Source organism: Curtobacterium sp. NPDC089689, assembly GCF_044749145.1.
Classification (GTDB): Bacteria; Actinomycetota; Actinomycetes; order Actinomycetales; family Microbacteriaceae; genus Curtobacterium.
In genome coordinates, this window is record NZ_JBIVHJ010000001.1 from 1288498 (window position 1) to 1306032 (window position 17535).

Below are 17535 nucleotides of genomic sequence, written 5' to 3' on the forward strand. Positions count from 1 at the left end.
CCCACGAGCAGGACCGTCACCGCATCGTGACCCGCGCAGACCCGACGGGCCGTAGCTTCGGGGGCATGAGCGAGACGCCGACCGATGAGCACGGCCGCACCGAGCCTCCCGTCGACGGCGACGAGGCCGCGACGCTCCGGGGCTTCCTCCGCTACCAGCGCGACACCTTCGCGTGGAAGACCAGCGGGCTCGACGCCGAGGATCTCGCACGGACCCTCCCACCGACGAGCATGACCCTCGGCGGCATGGTGAAGCACCTCGCCTACGTCGAGGACGACTGGTTCCAGCGGTGGACCCTCGGGCGGGAGCGCCCGGAGCCGTGGGCGTCGGTTGACTGGTCGCAGGATCCGGACTGGGAGTGGCACTCCGCGGCCGACGACGCCCCCGACGCGCTCCGGCAGCTCTGGCGGGACGCCGTGACACGTTCAGACGCCGCCGTGGAGCAGGCGCTCGCCGACGGTGGCCTCGGTCGACCCGCGGACCGTGCGTGGCAGGATGGCAGCCGGGCTTCGCTCCGGTGGGTCCTGGTGCACATGATCGAGGAGTACGCGCGGCACAACGGTCACGCGGACCTCCTCCGCGAGTCCGTCGACGGGCTGGTGGGTGAGTAGTGGCGGCGACGACGCCACCGATCGACCTCCAGGCCGCACCGAACGGCGACGTCGACCACCCCGCGATGCCGAGGACGCCGGACGAGATCGCGCGCGATGCCGCTGCCTGCGTCCGGGCCGGCGCGACGCTCCTGCACCTCCATGCGTTCGACGACGCCGGCGTCGAGTCGCTCGCTCCGGGGCCGGTCGCACGCGTACTGCGGGCTGTTCGTGCCGCCTGTCCCGGAATCCCGGTGAACCTCACGACCTTCGCCGCGATCGTGCCGGACCCAGCGGAGCGTCTCCGGCTCGTGGGCTCCTGGACCGAGTTGCCTGACCTCGTGGCGGCGAACCAGGGAGAAGCGGGCATCGACGACGTCAGCGAGCTGCTCGCCCGTCGTGGCGTCGGCATCGAGGCGTGCGTGTTGAGCGTGGACGACGTGCACACGTTCCTCCGCAGGGGCGGGTGGTCGCGATTCGCCCGACTCGTCGTCGAGCCGCTCGAGCCCGGACCCGCGGACGCCGTGGCCCTCGCGGTGGAGATGGAGGCGGCACTGGTGGCGCGACCTGTCGGGCTGCCGGAGCTCCACCACGGAGTCGGTGCGGCGTCGTGGACGATCATGCGGCGAGCTGCGGCGCGCGGGCACGGCATCCGGACGGGGCTCGAGGACACCACCGCGCTCGAGGACGGCACCCCTGTCACGTCGAACGCCGAACTCGTGGCCGCCGCCGCCGAGATCGCCCGAGCCACCCGCTTCAGCTGACCAGCGGCAGGTGGAAGACGAGCTCGGGTCCGTCGTCCGGGTCCTCGACGACGGCGACCTGCTCGAACCCCAGCCGTCGCACGATCCGCAGGGACGCCGCGTTCGTCGGGGAGACCGAGGCGACGACGGTCCGCACCGCCCCGGAGGCGCGCGCCTCCTCGACGAGCAGTGCCGCCGCGCGCGTCGCCAGCCCCGAGCCACGGTGCGCGGGGACGACCTCGTACGAGATCTCGACCGATCCGTCGGCGGAGGGTGCGGCGTGGAACCCGGCCACCGCGACCGGCTCCTCGACGTCGTCGACGAACACCGGACGAGCGATCCAGTCGAGGTCGTCCGGGTGCTCCCGGACCTGCGGCTCGCGGATCGCCCACAGCCACCGCATCGGCGGCCCGGCCACGTACTCGCCGAGCCGCCGAGCGAGGGCGGGTCCCGGGGTGCCCGCAGCGAGGGACGCGAGCTCCGGCAGGGTCAGGGCCTCGGTGCGCACGCCTGCATCGTAGGGCGGTCCGTCGTCAGTACGCGATCCGCCCGGTCCGGTCGTGGAACTCCCCCGTCGGCCCGTCCGGTCCGAGCAGGGCCAGCGCGACGGTCGCGTCCGTCCCCTCGGTCACGGTCTGGTGGCCGCCGAAGCCGTTGAACTCGGTCGCCGTGTAGCCGGGGTCGCTCGCGTTCACCCGGAACGCCGGCAGGTTCTTCGCGTACTGCACGGTCAACGCGATGAGCGCCGCCTTCGACGCGGCGTACGGCACGGCCGGCACGGGGTACTCGTCGCGTCCTGGGGTGGTCAGCCACCGCGGGAAGCCGACGCCCGAGGCGACGTTCACGATGACCGGGTTCGCGGACGCCCGGAGCTTCGGCAGCGCGGCCTGGGTCACGCGGACGACGCCGGTGACGTTGGTGTCGAGGACGGAGGCCATCGCGGCGGCGTCGAGGTCGTCGACGCCGAACGACGTCCCGAGGACCCCGGCGTTGTTGACGAGGACGTCGAGCTCCGGCAGCTCCGCGACCGCGCGGTCGACGGACGCCTGGTCGGTGACGTCGAGCTGCACGACGCGGGCGCCGAGCGCTCGGGCGTCGTCCCCCCGGGCCGGGTCGCGCATGCCGGCGTACACGGTGTGGCCGGCCTCGACGAGGCGGCGGGTGGTCTCGAGTCCGAGGCTGCGGTTGGCTCCGGTGATGAGTGTCGTGGTCATGCACCCAGCGTGCGCCCGGCACGTGGCGACTCCCAGGCACCGCGCGACGGTGGGACCGCCAGTACCAGGACGGACGGGAGGCGCGGGTCGAGGATGGTGGGCATGAGCGAGTTCGCGAGTGTGCTGCGTTCCTGGCGCGACCGGGTGCGTCCCGAGGAGGTCGGCCTGCCGGCCGGTCCGGGACGGCGGACGCCCGGCCTCCGGCGCGAGGAGCTCGCAGCGCTCGCCGGGGTCAGCGTCGACTACGTCGTGCGGCTGGAACAGGGGCGGGCGACGAACCCCTCCGCGCAGCTCCTCGGCGCGCTCGCGACCGCACTCCGGCTCTCGACGGCCGAGCGCGACCACCTCTTCCGGATCGCCGGGGTCGCACCGCCGTCGCGACAGGTGGTGCCGCGGCACGTCACACCGGGCGTCCAGCGCATGGTCGACCGGCTCGGGGACGTGCCGCTCGCGGTCTTCACGGCCGCGCACGACATCGTGCTGTGGAACGACCTCTGGGCCGCGGTGAACGGCGACCCCGGTCACTGGACGGGTCTCGAGGGCAACCTCGTGTGGCGGCACTTCATGCACGGGCACGACGGCACCGACTGGGACGACGAGCACCAGGAGGAGTTCTCCAGCGACCTCGTGGCCGACCTCCGCGCCGCGACCGGCCGCTACCCGGCCGACCGCGACCTCGCGGCCCTCGTCGCGCGGTTGCGTCGGGAGTCGCAGGAGTTCGAGCGGCGCTGGGACACCGGTCGTGTCGCCGAGCACCGGGCGAGCCGGAAGCGCGTGCACACGCCGGTCGGGTCGATCGAGGTCGACTGCGACGTGCTCACCGTCCCCGGCGGTGACCTCCGCGTCGTCGTCTACACGACCGTCCCGGGTTCCGAGGACGACGCGAAGCTCGACCTGCTGCGTGTCACGGGCCTCCAGGACCTCGCGCCCACGCTCCCCGTCTGACGACGGTCGCTTCGTCAGGTGATGACGACCTGCGCGTTGACGAGGATCTCGTGGAGGTCGTCGCGCAGCACCTCCCGGGACGGTACGTCGATCTGCACGGTCAGGGCGACCCCGGGTCGAGCGAACGCACGGGCGACCGTCGCGGTCCAGGTGCCGTCGGCCTGTCCCGCGATCGACAGGAACTGCGCGGTACCGCCGCCGGCCGTGGGCAGGAGTTGCTCCTCGAGTCCGTCGACCGGGGCGCCGGACGCCCGGAAGAGCTGCTCGGTCGCGGCACGGTCGCCCATCGTCGGATCGAGGCCGGTGACCCGCTGCTGCGTGACCGTCGCCACGGCGCCGTCCGACCGGGTGTACTCGGTCGAGCCGGCGCTCGGTTCGGAGCGGGTGAGCTGCCACTCCTCCAGTGACGACACGGAGACGCCGAACGCGGGCAGGCGGGTCGACGAGAGCTCCGCGCCGTCCTCGAAGGTCAGGTCCTCCGGCTGCGCTCCCGCAGCGGTGCCGCCGACCCCGTCCGAGGCGTCGGCCGTCGGTGTGGGCGTCGACGTCGGGCTCGGTGCGGCCGTGCGCGAGGCCCCCGCAGCGTCGCCCGCGTCGGTGTCGGTGGTGCTGCACCCGGTCAGCGCGAGTGCGCCGACGACGAGCGCGGCGACGGTGGTGGTCGTCCTGGACAGCGTCATGGTGTGTTCCCCCTGTGGTCCCCGCCGGGCGCCCCTCGCCGCAGTGGGTCGTCCACGAGCATACGGACGGTCGGCTGCACGCAGCGGCCTCCACCGAAGGATGCAAGTCCGGGAGGTGCGTCCCTCCGCCGGTCGTCCGGAGCGCGGCGCGTTCCTAGCGTCGGAGGCATGACGAACCACATCCACTCCGGCGCGGACCGGCCGGGCATCCGTGGCACCATCGCCCGGAACCCCCTCCGCGCGTTCTTCGTGCTCGCCCTCGGCCTGAGCTGGGTCGCGTGGGTGCCGTACATCCTGTCGCCGCATGGCCTCGGGGTGTTAGACATCCACTTCCCCGAGTTCCTCGGCACCGCGCAGTTCACGGGCGTCCTGCCCGGGGCACTCCTGGGGCCGCTCGGCAGCGCCTTCCTCGTCACCGCGATCACGGACGGCCGCCCGGGCCTCCGGCGCTGGGTCGGCCGGCTCTGGCGCTGGCGGGTGTCGTGGCGCTGGTACGCCCTGGCGCTCGTCGGGGTCCCGGCGATCATCGTGGTGTCCGGGCTGCCGCTGTCCGGCGGACAGGTGCAGGCACCGAGTGCCGCGGCGCTGCTCATGCTCGTCCCCGGGCTCGTCGTGCAGGTCTTCACGACGGGGCTGTCGGAAGAGCCCGGCTGGCGCGACTTCGCCCTCCCCCGACTGCAGGACCGCTTCGGACCGCTCGGCGCCGCTGGGATCCTCGGACCGCTGTGGGCGCTCTGGCACATGCCGCTGTACCTCAGCGACTGGGGCGGCTGGCCGGACGCGCACTGGACCGAGCCGCTCGTGTTCGCCGCCTTCACGATCACGTTCAACGTGGTGATGATCTGGGCGTTCAACCGCACGGGCGAGAGCCTGCCCCTGGTCCTGCTCCTGCACGTCGGTGTGAACAACACGATCTCGACGCTCTGGGCGGACATGTACCCGGGCATGACCGCCGGGACGATGATGCTCGGGCTCACCGCGATCTCGACCGTGGCCGCCGCGGTGCTGCTCGTCGTGACGCGCGGCCGGCTCGGGTACGTCCGACCGGCAGCGACCGGCCTGCCGACGCCGTCCGCCCGCACCCTCGTAGGATCGAACGATGGCACGCGCTGACGCCCGCACCGACCTCGTCGTCGCGGCCGGGACGGCGCTCGTGTCGGTCGGGCTCCTCAGCGGCCTGCCGAGCCTCGACGCGCTCGACCGGCTCGACGAGACCGGGTCGCTCGGGTCGTCGTCAGCGGTCGCCTCGGGGACACCGCCGGTCGGCAGCGCCGCCTGGGTGAGCCTGTTGATCTCGCTGCTCGTCGCGTCCGCGCTCCTGCTGTTCGCGCGCCGTGCGCCCCGGACGACCGCGCTCGGCACCGCGATCATCGCGGCCGCTGCGGCCTCCACCCCGAGCGGCGCGTACAGCCTCGTCCTGCTGCCCGTCGCGGTCGCGGTCGTCCTCCTCGGCTCCCGTGAGCCCCTCGCCCGCACCTGGCCGGCCCTCGTCGGCACGGCGGCGCTGGTCGCGGCGGGGACGGCGGTCAACGACCTCGTCCTGTCCGGCGGCACACGCTCGCAGCCGGCCGAGCACCTCGTCACCTCCCTCGGCGCCGGTGCCCTGCAGGCCGTCGGTGCCGTCGGACTCCCGCTCCTGGTGGCCCTGCTCGTCCGCTCCCAGCGCGACGTCCGTGCAGCCCGCACGGCCGAGGCGTCCGCCGTGGACCGGGAGCAGGACGCCCGCGTCGAGGCCGCGATCGGCCGGGAGCGCGCCGCGATGGCCCGGGAGCTCCACGACATCGCCGCACACCACCTGTCCGGCATCGCCCTCATGTCGGCGGCGATCGACCGGCAGATCGACACCGACCCGGACCGCGCCCACGAGGGTGTCCGCCAGGTCCGCGAGCAGAGCACCGCCGTCCTCGAGGACCTCCGCCGCCTCGTCGGACTCCTCCGCGAGGACGGTCCCGCCGAACGCGCGGTCGAGACGATCGCGGGCATCGTCGACCTGGTCGAACGGTCCCGCGTGCGGATGCCGGTCGAGCTCGAGGTCCTCCCGTCCGACGCGCACCCGCTCGCGGACGGTGTCGGGCCCCTCGCGCAGCTCGCCGCCTACCGCGCCGTGCAGGAGTCGCTCGCGAACGCGGTGCTGCACGCTCCGGGAGCACCGTGCACGGTGACGATCGACGACCGTGCTGCGGAGCAGCTCGTCGTCCGCGTCGCGAACGACGCCCCGACCCTGTCGACCGGTGGCGGGTCCGCCGCCGGCGGCAACGGACTCCGCGGCATGCGCGAGCGGGCAGACCTGGTCGGGGCGCGCCTCCAGGCCGGTCCGCAGGACGGAGGCGGGTGGCTCGTGGAGTTGACGCTCGGCCGGGAGGCACCGCTCGCGTCCGCCACGGAGGTGCAGTCGTGATCCGGGTCCTGGTGGCGGACGACCAGCCGCTCGTGCGGGCGGGCGTCTCGGCGCTGCTCGACGCGGAACCCGACATCGAGGTGGTCGCGGTCGCCGCCGACGGCGGCGAGGCGCTCGACCTCGCTCGGCGGACCCGTCCGGACGTCGCGTGCCTCGACATCCGGATGCCGGTGCGGAACGGCATCGAGGTCGCACGGGAACTCTGCGCTCCCGGCGCCGACCCGGAGGTGGCGGTGCTCATGCTCACGACCTTCGACCTCGACGACCACGTGTTCGGTGCGCTCGAGGCCGGCGCGTCCGGGTTCCTCCTCAAGGACGCCGAACCCGACGTCATCACCGGGGCGGTCCGACAGGTGGCGGCGGGGAACGGCACGCTCGACCAGGCGCTCACCCGCCGGGTGCTCCGCGAGTTCGTCTCACGCCGGAGCCTGCAGCCGGTGACGGGCGACCGAGCGGACGGGCTGCTCACCGCTCGCGAGCGGGACGTGCTGCTCCTCCTCGCACAGGGGATGTCGAACGAGGACATCGCGGCCGCCCTCGTCGTCGAGGTCTCGACGGTGAAGTCGCACCTGGCACGGATGCTCCCGAAGCTCGGGGTGCAGTCGCGGTTGCAGGCCGTGGTCTGGGCGTACCAGAACCGCATCGTGTCCGTGCGCGAGCCGTAGCGCGCAGGTCCCGAACGAGGGCCTGCCCTGCACGGCCGTCCGTGCCTACCATGGGCGCGATCAGGACGGCGGGGGACAGGGCCTCCGCCCGGGGAGGAACCACCATGTCCGTCCGGACGACGCCGCGGGCCGGCGCATCCGTCGCCGTCGTCGGGCTCGTCGCCGTCGCTGCGCTGGCCGGGACCGCCGCGCCCGCGGACGCCGCGCCTGCGAGCGCCGCGCCCGCGAGCGCTTCCGGGACCTCGTGTCCGTCCGGCACGCTGAGCGTCTCGACGCTCCGGTCCGGCTGCACGACGTCGGACGGGACCGTCCGGTTGTCCGACGGGCGCACCTTCGCGATCCCGGCCCGCGGTGCGTCGGTCGTCGCGCTGAGCGTCGCCGCCGCGGGAGCCACCGAGCCGTCCGAGGTCGTCGTCGCGAACACCGGCCGAGCAGGGGTCGCGGTCCGGGTCGGCGACGCCTGGCAGGGTGCACCCGCCGCCGTCCGGCAGCAGCGGAGCGCCATCAGCGCCGTGACGGGCAGCACCGGGGCGCACACCGTCGGGACGGGGAGCGCCGCGACGACGGGGACGAGGGCCGCCGCCTCGACGAAGTGCACGAGCACCGCGAACGTGCAGACCCGGTACCGCTGGTCGAGCGCGGTCCGGTGGTACTACAACGCGACGGGGTCGAAGGGCACCTACGCCCAGTCCGCCCTGCAGAAGGCCGCGAACGCCTGGACGGGGAAGATCTCGTCGTGCGGGAAGACCGTGACGTCGACGGCGGGGAACACCTTCGTGCGGACCGTGACGCAGGTCCCCGACGTGACCGCCACGGGTGGCTGCTCGGCGAGCAGCGGGTCCAGCGTCACGGGCTGGGGAGCGCTGCCGGCGAGGACCCTCGGCGTCACGTGCGTCTGGTACGACCAGAACGGCGTCGTCAAGGAGGCCGACCAGCGGTACTCGACGAAGTACGCGTGGTCGTCCACGGCGTCGTGCTCCGGGAGCCGGTACGACGTGCAGGCCGTCGCGACGCACGAGTGGGGGCACCTGTACGGCCTCGGCCACGTGGCGAGCGGCACCGGTCAGGTCATGGAGAAGTCGGAGGGACCCTGCGCGCTCGGGTCGCGGACGCTCGGGCTCGGGGACATGACGGGCATCGCGGCGAAGTACTGAACCAGCGGCGTGCGTCGCCGCGCTCGCCGGCCGCGCGCCGGGACCGCCCAGTCGTGGCCTGGTTGGTTGGGAGCATGGCAGTGCCCCCGTCCGTCACGGTCGTCGTCCCCGTGCTCGACGACGCCGAGCACCTCCGTGCCTGCCTCGCCGCCGTCGCCGGGCAGACCCGACCGGCCGACGAGGTCGTGGTCGTCGACAACGGCAGCACCGACGACAGCGTCCGGGTCGCGCTCGACGCCGGCGCCCGGGTGGTGCACGAACCCCTGCGCGGCATCGCCTCGGCCGCGAGCGCCGGGTACGACGCCGCCACCGGGGACGTCGTCGCCCGGATCGACGCGGACACGATCGTGCCGGACGACTGGCTCGAGCGGGCGCTCCCGTGGTTCGATGACCCGCTCGTCACCGCGGTCACCGGCCCCGGTGCGTTCCGCGACCTCGGGCCGATCGCCTCGGCGTTCTGGCGGACGATGTACATGCGCGCCTACTTCGTGACGATGACCGCCGCGCTCGGCCGGCCGCCGCTGTACGGCTCGAACGCGCTGTTCCGCCGATCGGCCTGGCGGGCCGTGCGCCACCGCGTGCACCGCACCGACCCCAGGGTGCACGACGACGTCGACCTGTCGCTGCAGTTCGACCCGCGATGGCGGACCGTGCTCGACCGGACGCTCGTCGTCACCGTGTCGGGCAGCCCCGTGCAGGACCCCCGGGGCCTGCTCCGGCGGACGCTCAAGGCCGAGCACACCTTCACGGTCTCGGGACTCCGCGCGGTGCCGCCCGGTCGACTGCTGCGACGCTTCCGGTACGAGACCCGCCCGGTGCCGACCGGTCCCGTGCCGGCGGACCCCGGCACGTCCGGTCCCGACGCCGCGCCGCGGGACGCCCCTGCACACGAGTCGGTCTCCGCGTGACCGACGCCCCCGACCTGCGCTGCACGACCCTCAACGTGCGGCGACCGGTCCCGCACCTCCGCCGCGACCACCCGGACGCCTGGGGCAACCGCCGTGGTGCGCTCGCGGCCTTCCTCGACGCCGAACGACCGACGGTACTGGCCGTCCAGGAGGCCGTCCCGACCCAGCTCGACACCGTCCGAGCAGCGCTCGGGACCCGCTGGGGAGCCGTCGTCGCGCCCCGCAGCCGAGCCAGTGCTGCTGAACACGTCGGACTCTTCGTCGACGCCGAGCGGCTGCGCGTGGTGGAGCACCACACCACCGCCCTGTCGCGCCGGCCGGACCGGATCGGTTCCCGGTCCTGGGGCAGCCTCTTCCCGCGCATCGCCGTCAGGGCGGTCCTCGACGACCTCGCCACCGGCGTGCGCTTCACGGCGATCGCCACCCACCTCGACCCGTTCTCGCCGCTCGCGCTCCGGAACGGCGCCCGGCTCGTCGGTGCCTCGGCGCGGCATGCCGGGACCCCCGTCGTGGCCATGGCGGACTGGAACGCGTCGGAGCGATCAGGGGTCGCCCGGGAGCTCGGCACGGCCGGGCTCCTCGACACGTGGGACCTCGCGGAGACGCACGACTCGCCCGCGGTGGGCACGTACACGAACCACCGGCCGCCGAGACCCGGCGGCGCACGTCTCGACCGCGTCTTGGTCCGGCCGGGTGACGGCATCCGCGCGCGGGTCCGGTCGGCCGTGATCACCACGGGAGCACCGGGCAGCCAGGCGTTCTCCGACCACGCCGCCGTCTCCGCCGTCCTCCGCTGGGAGGCCGTGTGAGCACCCGCGCCCTGCTCCGGACCCTCGGTCCGACCTTCCTCCGGCCGCCACGCGGAGCGGAGTGGGCGGCCGACGTCGTCCGGGTGCTCGTGGCGCTGAGCGTGCCGGTCGCGGGCATCGGCTGGGGCGCCATCGATCTCGCCGTCGCGATGCTCGCGCTCCTCGGAGCCGTCGTCCCGCGGATGCTCGGGCTCCGACCCGCGTTCGACATCGCGGTCGGGGTGCTCTCGTCCGTCGCCGCGTGGAGCAGCACGCTCGACTGGTACACGACCGTGTCCGGGTGGGACAAGGCCGTGCACGTCGTGCTCGTCGGCCTGCTCGGGGTGCTGTTGTGCGTCATCGCGTCCGACCTGGGCGTGCTGCAGGACGTCAGGACGCTGTCGATCGCCGCACTCGTCGTGGTGTGCGGGGCCGCGGGCCTGGCGATCGGGTCCGTGTGGGAGATGGGCGAGTGGGTGGGGCACACGTACCTCGACGCGACGATCTTCGTCGGGTACGACGACACGATCGGCGACCTGGCGGCCGACTTCGTCGGCGCGCTCGCCGGTGGCGCGCTCCTCCGCTGGGCGGCGTCCGACCGCCGTGTCGTCGCGGCGCGGTCCGACCGCGCGACCGGCACGCGGTGACCACCGGGCGGACGGGAGGCGCGTGACGGACCCGCCCCGCGCCTCCCGTCCGTCCTGCGGTCACCGCACGGACCGCTCGCTCACTCCGTGGGCGCGCCCAGGAACGTCGCGACCGCCGTGGACCCGCCGTTGAAGCGGAACGTGTGCCCGGCGGTGGAGGGGTCCTCGACGACGTCGGCGACCACGTGCGCGACGTCACCGCGCGGCACCCGCGACGACGAGCCGTCCCAGTCGACGCTGCCGGTCGGCTCGTCGTCGGTGAGGGTGCTCGGCGCGACGACCGTCCACGCGAGGCCGGAGTCGCGGAGCACCGCGTCGGCGACGTACTTCGACTGCGCGTACGCGAAGAAGTCGTCGTCCTGGGGCACCCCGTGGTCGAGCACCGAGCCGGACCACGACACCATCACGTAGCGCTCGACACCGGCACGGGCGGCCGCCTGGACGGTCAGCACCGCGGCGTCACGGTCGATCGCGTAGGTCCGGTCGGCGGACCCCCCACCGGCGCCCGCCGACCACACGACGGCGTCGTGCCCGCGCACGAGGTCCGTGAACGACTCGAGGGTCTGCTCCTGGATGTCCGCGACGCGGGGCTCGCCCCCGTGCGCCCGGACCTCGTCGGACTGGTCGGCGTCGCGGATGACGGACGTGACGGCGTGGCCGCGGTCGGTGAGGATCTTCGTCGCGAGGAGCGCGACCTTCCCGTGACCGCCGAAGAGGATGACGTTGCTCATCACCCGGACGGTACCCGGCGGGCCTCCGTGCGACTCAGCCGCGCTCCACGACGGCGCGGAGCTGGCGCAGTCCCTTCTCGAAGTCCGGCCCGACGAGCTTGTCGAGCGGGAACACCCTGGTCATGAACGTCCGCGGACTCTCCATCCGCCACGTGACGTCCGTGCCGCCGCCCGACGGGACGAGCACGAACCGGGAGACGCTGCTCGACCGGAACGGCTTCGTGAACTCCAGCGCGACGACGACCCCGTCGGGCGTGACCTCGGTGACCCGCATGCTGCCCGCCCCGGCCTTCCGGTTGCCGGACCACGCGTACGTCGCGCCGACGCTGCCCGGCTCGCCCGCGTACTCGCGGTGCAGATCGGGGTCGGCGCCCTCCCACGGCGACCACCCCTGCCACCGGGTGAGGTCCGCGAGGTGCGGCAGGACGGCGGCGGGCGGGGCGCCGACGTGCTCATGCCGTTCGACGGTGATCGTGCTCATGCGCCGATGGTAGGAGCACGAGGGCACCCGCGGTAGGGGCGTGCGTCGGCTGTGGAGGAACGACCGCTCCCAGCACGGGGTGCGTAGCGTCACGTGCGGACCACGACGCGTCAGCCAGGAGGAGACAACGATGAGCACCGACCACGAACAGCGAACCCTCGTCCGGACCCTCGCACTCGGCGTCCTGAGCGGCGGCCGCAGCGCCACGCCCCTCGCCGTGCTCGCCCTGAACCACGACAACAAGAAGCTCTCCGGTGCGTGGCAGGACTGGAAGGTCTTCGCGACGCCGCTCGGACGCGGACTGCTCGTCGCGGGTGCGGTCGGCGAGCTCATCGGCGACAAGCTCCCGGCGACGCCGAGCCGCATCGGCTTCCCGGCGATCCTCGGCCGGGTCGCATCGGGTGCGCTCGCGGGTGCGGCGCTCGGTACGACGGGTCGCCGCAACCTCGCGGTCGAGGGCGCGATCCTCGGCGGCGTCGGTGCGATCGTCGGCAGCTTCGTCGGCTGGGCGGCGCGGAAGGCCGTCGGTGGTGTGACGCACCTGCCGGACCCCGTGGTGGCGCTCGCCGAGGACGCCGCGGTGATCGCCGGCTCCGTGAAGGCCGTCACCGCCGACTGACGCGCCGCGCGCGCCGCGACCACCGGTCGGCCGGGAGGCACGGGGCGGGCCCGCACCGCGCCTCCCGGCCGGTGGGTGGTGACCGCCTCAGGCGGTTGCGGGCTCCGCGGGAGCGGTCGCCTCCGCGCGCAGGCGGTGCCCCGGCATGAACGACACCGCCACGAGCAGCACCAGCGCGATGACCGCGATCGACACGAACACGACGTGCATCGCCGTCATGAGCCCGGGTCCCTCGGGAGCACCTGCCGCGTCCAGCCGCACATGGGCGTTCACGACCGCGCCGAACACCGCGACGCCGATCGCCGACCCCATCGACCGCGCGAACATGTTCGTCCCCGTCACCGCTCCGCGCTCGTCGTGGGCTGCCGAGGACTGCGCCGCGATCAGGGTCGGGACCGCCGTGAGGCCCATGCCGGCGCCGACGACGAAGCAGGACACCGCGACGAGCCACACCGACGAGGACGACCCCAGCGCGATCGTGGCCGCAGCGCCGAGCAGCACCAGCGACGACCCGATGAGCGCCGTCACACGGAAGCCCCACCGCAGGTAGAACCGCCCGGCCTGCGAGGCGGAGATCGGCCACCCGAGGGTCAGGGCAGCGAGGGCGAACCCGGCGATCAGCGCCGACGTGCCGAGGACGTCCTGCGCGTAGATCGGGACGTAGGTCGAGAGCCCCATCACGATCACACCGATGACGAGGGACGCGATCGTCGAGGCCGCCACGACCCGACGCTGCAGGAGTGCGAGCGAGAAGATCGGGTGCGCGGTCCGGAGCTCCACGACGATGAACACCGTAAGGAAGACGACCGCGGCGGCGAAGATGCCGATGGAGGCACCCGAGTCCCACGCCCATGCCGTCCCGCCCTCGAGCAGCCCGAGCAACAGGGCGGTCGTCCCGAGCGTCAGCAGCACGGCACCCGGGTAGTCGATGCGCTGGCGGGGCCCGTCGGTGGAGCGCTGCTCGGTGTATGCCCGGACGAGCATGAACCCCGCGACGACCGCCAGCGGGACGTTGATCCAGAAGATGTACCGCCAGGCCCCGAGCTCGCTGAACACCCCGCCGAGCGTCGGGCCGACCACGGACGAGATGCCCCACACCGACGCGAGGTACCCCTGGGTCTTCGCCCGCTCCTCGAGCGTGTAGATGTCGCTCGTGATGGTCATCGAGACCGGCAGCACGGCACCGGCGCCGAGGCCCTGCACGACGCGACCGGCGATGAGCGCCGGCATCGACCAGGCGGCGCCGCACAGCACCGACCCGAGCAGGAACAGCCCGATCCCGACGAGGAGCAGACGCTTCCGGCCCAGGACGTCCGCGAGCCTGCCGTAGATCGGCACCGACACCGCCTGCGCGAGCAGGTACACCGAGAACAGCCACGGGAGCTGCTGGAAGTGCCCGAGGTCCCGGGCGATCGACGTCGACGCGGTGGCGATGATCGTCGAGTCGAGGGCGACCAGCGCGGTCGCGAGCATGAGGGAGAGCAGGATCGGTCCGCGCTCGGAGCGCAGGCCCACACCACCGGATCGTGCAGCCATGCGGGCAGCAAGTCCGTTCCGCGCCGGAACATTCCGGTCCGCAGGACACCAGGCCTAGCGTGGCCGGCATGCGCATCGTCGTCATCGGGGCCACCGGCCACATCGGCACCTTCCTCGTCCCGCGTCTCGTCCGGTCCGGCCACGAGGTGGTGATCGTCACCCGCGGGACCCGTTCCGCCTACGTCGACGCCCCGGAGTGGGAGCAGGTCGAGCGGGTCACCGCCGACCGTGAGCAGGAGGACCGCGACGGTACCTTCGGCTCCCGCATCGCCGCACTGCACGCCGACGCGGTGATCGACCTCGTCTGCTTCACCGTCGACAGCGCCCGGGCGATGCTCGACGCCCTCCGCGGGACGGACACGCACCTCGTGCACTGCGGCTCGATCTGGCGGGCGGGCGTCTCGCACGTGCTGCCCATCACCGAGCAGAACGCGACGCCGCCGTTCGGCGAGTACGGCGAGCAGAAGGACGCGATCGCCCGACTGTACAAGGAGGAAACCGTGTCAGGCGGTGTCGCGACGACGACGCTGCACCCGGGCCACATCAGCGGGCCGGGCTGGGTGCCGATCGGTCCGCTGGGCAACCTCGACACCTCGGTCATCACACGCCTCTCCGCGGGCGAGCCGGTGGAGGTCCCCGGCCTCGGTGCCGAGTCGATGGCGCACGTCCACGCGGACGACGTCGCGCAGGCGTTCCAGCTCGCCGTCGAGCACCGGCACACCGCCGTCGGCGAGGCCTGCTTCGTGACGGCTCCGACGGCGCTCACCGTCCGTGGGTACGCCCACCTCGTCGCGTCGTGGTTCGGCCAGGAGGCGCGGCTCGAGTCCGTCTCGTGGGACCGGTTCCGGGAGACCACGGCTCCCGACGACGCCGACGCCAGCTGGCAGCACCTGTCACGGTCGCAGGTCTTCAGCCTCGACGAGACCCGGCGGGTGCTCGGGTACGAGCCGGCGTACACGGCCGAGGCGACCGTGCTCGACGCGGTGCGGTGGCTCGTCGACAACGGCGAGGTCGAGGTGGCGCGGCCGCTCGTCGTGTGACCGGGTCAGTGACCGGCGGTGACGACGAGTCCGCGGCGCCGGTGCACCGCCCACACGGTGAGTGCGAAGCCGAGCAGCACCGCGCCACCGACCGTCACCGCCGTCCACCCGCCGACGTTCCACAGCACCGAGGCCACCGTCGAACCGATTGCACCGCCGACGAAGTTCCCGGTCACGAACGCCGTGTTGAGTCGGCTCCTCGCGGCCGGGTCGATCGCGAACAGCCGCGTCTGGTTGAGCACGTTCGCCGCCTGCACCCCGACGTCGAGCAGCACGACCGCGACGAGCACGACGACGATCGACCGCGCGCCGAGCCCGGCGACCACGAGTGACAGGAGCACGAGGACGAGCGCTCCACCGGTGACCGGGACGGAGAGGCCCCGGTCGTGGAGTCGTCCGACGCGCTGGGCCGCCACGGCACCGGCGAGTCCGGCCAGCCCGACGAGGCCGATCGCCGAGGTCGAGTACCCGTAGGGCTCGCCGCTCAGCAGGAACGTCAGGGCCGTCCAGAACATCGTGAACACCGCGAACACCGTCGCGCTGATCACGAGCGTGACGCGGACGGAGCGGTGTGCGGCGACGGCCCGGAAGACCGAGACGATGAGCGTCGGGTACGGCACCCGCTCGCGGCGGTCGAGCTGGGGGACCGCACGGCGCAGCAGCACGGCGAAGACGAGCGCGGCGGCCGCGGCGACGACGTAGATCGCGCGCCACCCGAAGGCCTCCGCGACGAGTCCGCTCACCGTGCGGGACACGAGGATGCCCGTGAGCACACCCGAGGCGATCGTGCCGACGACCCGGCCCCGCGACGCCGGATCGGCGAGGTCGCCGGCGAGCGGGATGAGCAGCTGCCCGGCGACCGTCGTGAGCCCCACGAGTGCGAGGGCGACGAGCAGGACCGCGAACGAGGGGGCCACGGCGGCGAACAGGAGCGCGGCGGCCGAGGCGATCAGCACACCGGGGATCAGCCGCTTGCGGTCGAGGACGTCGCCGAGCGGCACCACGAGCAGGATGCCGAGGGCGTACCCGACCTGGGTGAGGGTGACGAGCAGTCCGGCCAGCGCGGCGGACGTGCCGAGCGACGACGCGATGTCGTCGAGCAGGGGCTGCGCCCAGTAGAGGTTGCCGACGGCCGCGCCGCCCGCGACGGCGAGCAGCAGCGTGCGGCCCGGCGTCATCCCGGCTCGGCCGTGGTCGGTCACCGGCGGAAGAGCTCGGCGAAGGCGGCCGCGCTCGGAGCGAGCCGGACGGCAGCCTCGGCGCGCACCCGGTCCTCCCGGGCACGGTCGCGGGTCAGCTCGTGGAGCTCCTGCTCGGCCTGCCAGCGGAACCGCAGCCGTCCCCAGGACGACGTCGTGCCGGAGGCCGCGGCGGGGGTCTCGATGGACGAGGTGTCGGTCATCGTGCGTCCTTCCGGATCGGGTTCGGTCCCTCCACGCTAGGACCGACGCGACGGCCGAGACAGGGGCTGCCGACACCCCTCACGGCAGGGCCTCCGTCACACGTCAGACGAGCGCGCGGGCCCGCTCCCCGATGTGCTCCGTCGCGGCCCACGAGGCGAGCACCCGGAGGGCGTCGGCGGTGGGGCTGCCCGGGGTCGCCGGGTAGATCGTCAGGGACAGCCCCGGGTCCTCGGCGAGCTCCAGCGTCTGGAAGTGCAGCTCGAGGGGGCCGACGACCGGGTGCCGGAAGGACTTCACGCCCGCGTAGTGCCGGCGGACGTCGTGCGAGGCCCAGAGTTCGCGGAACCCGTCGCTCCGCATCGACAGCTCCCCGATGAGCGCCGCGAGGTCCCTGTCGTGCGGGTTCCGTCCGGCCTCACGGCGGAGGATCGCGACGTTCGTGTGCGCGGCCCGTTGCCAGTCCGGGTAGAACTCCCGGGCGACGGGGTGCAGGAAGATGAAGCGCGAGAAGTTCATCGGCCGGTCCGGGGAGTCGACCTGGACGGAGTGCATCGCGTACCCGAGGTCGTTCGCCGCGACGATGTCCTGCCGGTTGTTGAGGATCATCGCCGGCGCGTCTGTGATGACGTCGAGCAGGTACTGCAGTTCCGGGCGCACCGCGGCGACCCGGGTGGTCCGCCCGGCCCGCCTCGGGGAGTCGTTCTGGTGCTTCGCGAGGTCCCGGAGGTGTTCGTGCTCGGCCCCGTCGAGCTGCAGTGCCCCGGCGATCGCGTCGAGCACGCTGTCCGAGACGCCCTGCAGGTTCCCCCGCTCGAGTCGGGTGTAGTAGTCGATGCTCACGCCCGCGAGCCGTGCGACCTCTTCCCGCCGGAGCCCCGACACGCGCCGGCGCCCGCCGAAGGTCTCGACGCCGGCCTGCTCGGGGGTGATCCGGGCGCGGCGGCTCGAGAGGAAGTCGCGGGCTTCGTCACGGTGCTCCATGCCGTCACCGTA

General features: G+C 73.6%; 21 protein-coding genes. 12 read left to right on the top strand and 9 right to left on the bottom strand.

Annotated elements, in window-relative coordinates:
- Positions 1–65: 65 nt before the first annotated feature.
- Positions 66–611: a DinB family protein gene (locus ACIPYW_RS06265; protein WP_400411815.1), complete on the top strand. Its 546-nt coding sequence runs from the start codon at positions 66–68 to the stop codon at positions 609–611.
- Entirely contained in the window at positions 611–1354 is a 744-nt protein-coding gene (locus tag ACIPYW_RS06270) for a 3-keto-5-aminohexanoate cleavage protein (RefSeq protein ID WP_400411817.1), read from the top strand. Before ACIPYW_RS06265 ends, ACIPYW_RS06270 begins: the two co-directional genes overlap by 1 nt.
- On the opposite strand, the gene ACIPYW_RS06275 is transcribed toward ACIPYW_RS06270, so the two are convergent.
- Together ACIPYW_RS06275 and ACIPYW_RS06280 are read right to left on the bottom strand one after the other, a co-directional pair.
- Positions 1347–1841, bottom strand: coding sequence for a GNAT family N-acetyltransferase (locus ACIPYW_RS06275; RefSeq protein WP_400411819.1), 495 nt, complete (start codon positions 1839–1841; stop codon positions 1347–1349). The two genes, ACIPYW_RS06270 and ACIPYW_RS06275, sit on opposite strands and share 8 nt — an antisense overlap.
- Positions 1842–1866: 25 nt before the next feature.
- Positions 1867–2547 carry an SDR family NAD(P)-dependent oxidoreductase gene (locus tag ACIPYW_RS06280; RefSeq protein ID WP_400411821.1) on the bottom strand — a complete coding sequence of 227 codons (681 nt, stop codon included), beginning with the start codon at positions 2545–2547 and terminating at the stop codon, positions 1867–1869.
- 102 nt (positions 2548–2649) lie between these two features.
- On the opposite strand from ACIPYW_RS06280, the gene ACIPYW_RS06285 reads away from it, so the two are divergent.
- Positions 2650–3492 (top strand): helix-turn-helix domain-containing protein, encoded by an 843-nt coding sequence (locus ACIPYW_RS06285; protein ID WP_400411823.1) that lies wholly within the window; start codon positions 2650–2652, stop codon positions 3490–3492.
- A 14-nt stretch (positions 3493–3506) separates the two neighbouring features.
- On the opposite strand, the gene ACIPYW_RS06290 is transcribed toward ACIPYW_RS06285, so the two are convergent.
- Positions 3507–4172, bottom strand: a complete 666-nt coding sequence (locus ACIPYW_RS06290; RefSeq protein ID WP_400411825.1) for a hypothetical protein — start codon at positions 4170–4172, stop codon at positions 3507–3509.
- Positions 4173–4340: 168 nt separating this feature from the next.
- On the opposite strand from ACIPYW_RS06290, the gene ACIPYW_RS06295 reads away from it, so the two are divergent.
- From ACIPYW_RS06295 to ACIPYW_RS06325, 7 genes are all read left to right on the top strand, one after another.
- Positions 4341–5285 carry a type II CAAX prenyl endopeptidase Rce1 family protein gene (locus ACIPYW_RS06295; RefSeq protein ID WP_400411827.1) on the top strand — a complete coding sequence of 315 codons (945 nt, stop codon included), beginning with the start codon at positions 4341–4343 and terminating at the stop codon, positions 5283–5285.
- Entirely contained in the window at positions 5272–6570 is a 1299-nt protein-coding gene (locus ACIPYW_RS06300; RefSeq protein ID WP_400411830.1) for a sensor histidine kinase, read from the top strand. The genes ACIPYW_RS06295 and ACIPYW_RS06300 overlap by 14 nt, the downstream gene beginning before the upstream one ends.
- Complete coding sequence (locus ACIPYW_RS06305) at positions 6567–7235, top strand: response regulator (RefSeq protein WP_400411833.1); 669 nt, start codon at positions 6567–6569, stop codon at positions 7233–7235. Before ACIPYW_RS06300 ends, ACIPYW_RS06305 begins: the two co-directional genes overlap by 4 nt.
- A 104-nt stretch (positions 7236–7339) precedes the next feature.
- Complete coding sequence (locus tag ACIPYW_RS06310; RefSeq protein WP_400411835.1) at positions 7340–8389, top strand: hypothetical protein; 1050 nt, start codon at positions 7340–7342, stop codon at positions 8387–8389.
- A 74-nt stretch (positions 8390–8463) separates the two neighbouring features.
- Positions 8464–9297, top strand: a complete 834-nt coding sequence (locus tag ACIPYW_RS06315) for a glycosyltransferase family 2 protein (RefSeq protein ID WP_400411838.1) — start codon at positions 8464–8466, stop codon at positions 9295–9297.
- Positions 9294–10106, top strand: coding sequence for an endonuclease/exonuclease/phosphatase family protein (locus tag ACIPYW_RS06320; protein WP_400411840.1), 813 nt, complete (start codon positions 9294–9296; stop codon positions 10104–10106). The genes ACIPYW_RS06315 and ACIPYW_RS06320 overlap by 4 nt, the downstream gene beginning before the upstream one ends.
- Positions 10103–10732: a hypothetical protein gene (locus ACIPYW_RS06325; protein WP_400411843.1), complete on the top strand. Its 630-nt coding sequence runs from the start codon at positions 10103–10105 to the stop codon at positions 10730–10732. Before ACIPYW_RS06320 ends, ACIPYW_RS06325 begins: the two co-directional genes overlap by 4 nt.
- Positions 10733–10812: 80 nt before the next feature.
- Here the strand turns inward: ACIPYW_RS06325 and ACIPYW_RS06330 are convergent, their stop codons facing one another.
- A complete protein-coding gene (locus tag ACIPYW_RS06330; RefSeq protein ID WP_400411845.1) occupies positions 10813–11463 on the bottom strand; it encodes an NAD(P)H-binding protein in 651 nt (216 codons plus the stop codon).
- A gap of 34 nt (positions 11464–11497) precedes the next feature.
- Positions 11498–11944 carry an SRPBCC family protein gene (locus tag ACIPYW_RS06335; protein WP_400411847.1) on the bottom strand — a complete coding sequence of 149 codons (447 nt, stop codon included), beginning with the start codon at positions 11942–11944 and terminating at the stop codon, positions 11498–11500.
- Between the two features lie 130 nt (positions 11945–12074).
- Between ACIPYW_RS06335 and ACIPYW_RS06340 the strand changes: the two genes are divergently transcribed.
- Complete coding sequence (locus ACIPYW_RS06340) at positions 12075–12563, top strand: DUF4126 family protein (RefSeq protein ID WP_400411850.1); 489 nt, start codon at positions 12075–12077, stop codon at positions 12561–12563.
- Positions 12564–12650: 87 nt separating this feature from the next.
- Here the strand turns inward: ACIPYW_RS06340 and ACIPYW_RS06345 are convergent, their stop codons facing one another.
- Positions 12651–14099 carry an MDR family MFS transporter gene (locus ACIPYW_RS06345; protein WP_400411853.1) on the bottom strand — a complete coding sequence of 483 codons (1449 nt, stop codon included), beginning with the start codon at positions 14097–14099 and terminating at the stop codon, positions 12651–12653.
- Between the two features lie 68 nt (positions 14100–14167).
- Here ACIPYW_RS06345 and ACIPYW_RS06350 point away from each other — a divergent pair, with 68 nt between their 5' ends.
- Positions 14168–15139, top strand: a complete 972-nt coding sequence (locus ACIPYW_RS06350; RefSeq protein ID WP_400411856.1) for an NAD-dependent epimerase/dehydratase family protein — start codon at positions 14168–14170, stop codon at positions 15137–15139.
- A 5-nt stretch (positions 15140–15144) separates the two neighbouring features.
- Here the strand turns inward: ACIPYW_RS06350 and ACIPYW_RS06355 are convergent, their stop codons facing one another.
- From ACIPYW_RS06355 to ACIPYW_RS06365, 3 genes are all read right to left on the bottom strand, one after another.
- Entirely contained in the window at positions 15145–16341 is a 1197-nt protein-coding gene (locus tag ACIPYW_RS06355; protein WP_400411859.1) for an MFS transporter, read from the bottom strand.
- Positions 16338–16541, bottom strand: coding sequence for a hypothetical protein (locus tag ACIPYW_RS06360; RefSeq protein WP_290133415.1), 204 nt, complete (start codon positions 16539–16541; stop codon positions 16338–16340). Before ACIPYW_RS06360 ends, ACIPYW_RS06355 begins: the two co-directional genes overlap by 4 nt.
- Positions 16542–16644: 103 nt before the next feature.
- A complete protein-coding gene (locus ACIPYW_RS06365) occupies positions 16645–17523 on the bottom strand; it encodes a helix-turn-helix transcriptional regulator (RefSeq protein WP_400411861.1) in 879 nt (292 codons plus the stop codon).
- Positions 17524–17535: the final 12 nt, after the last annotated feature.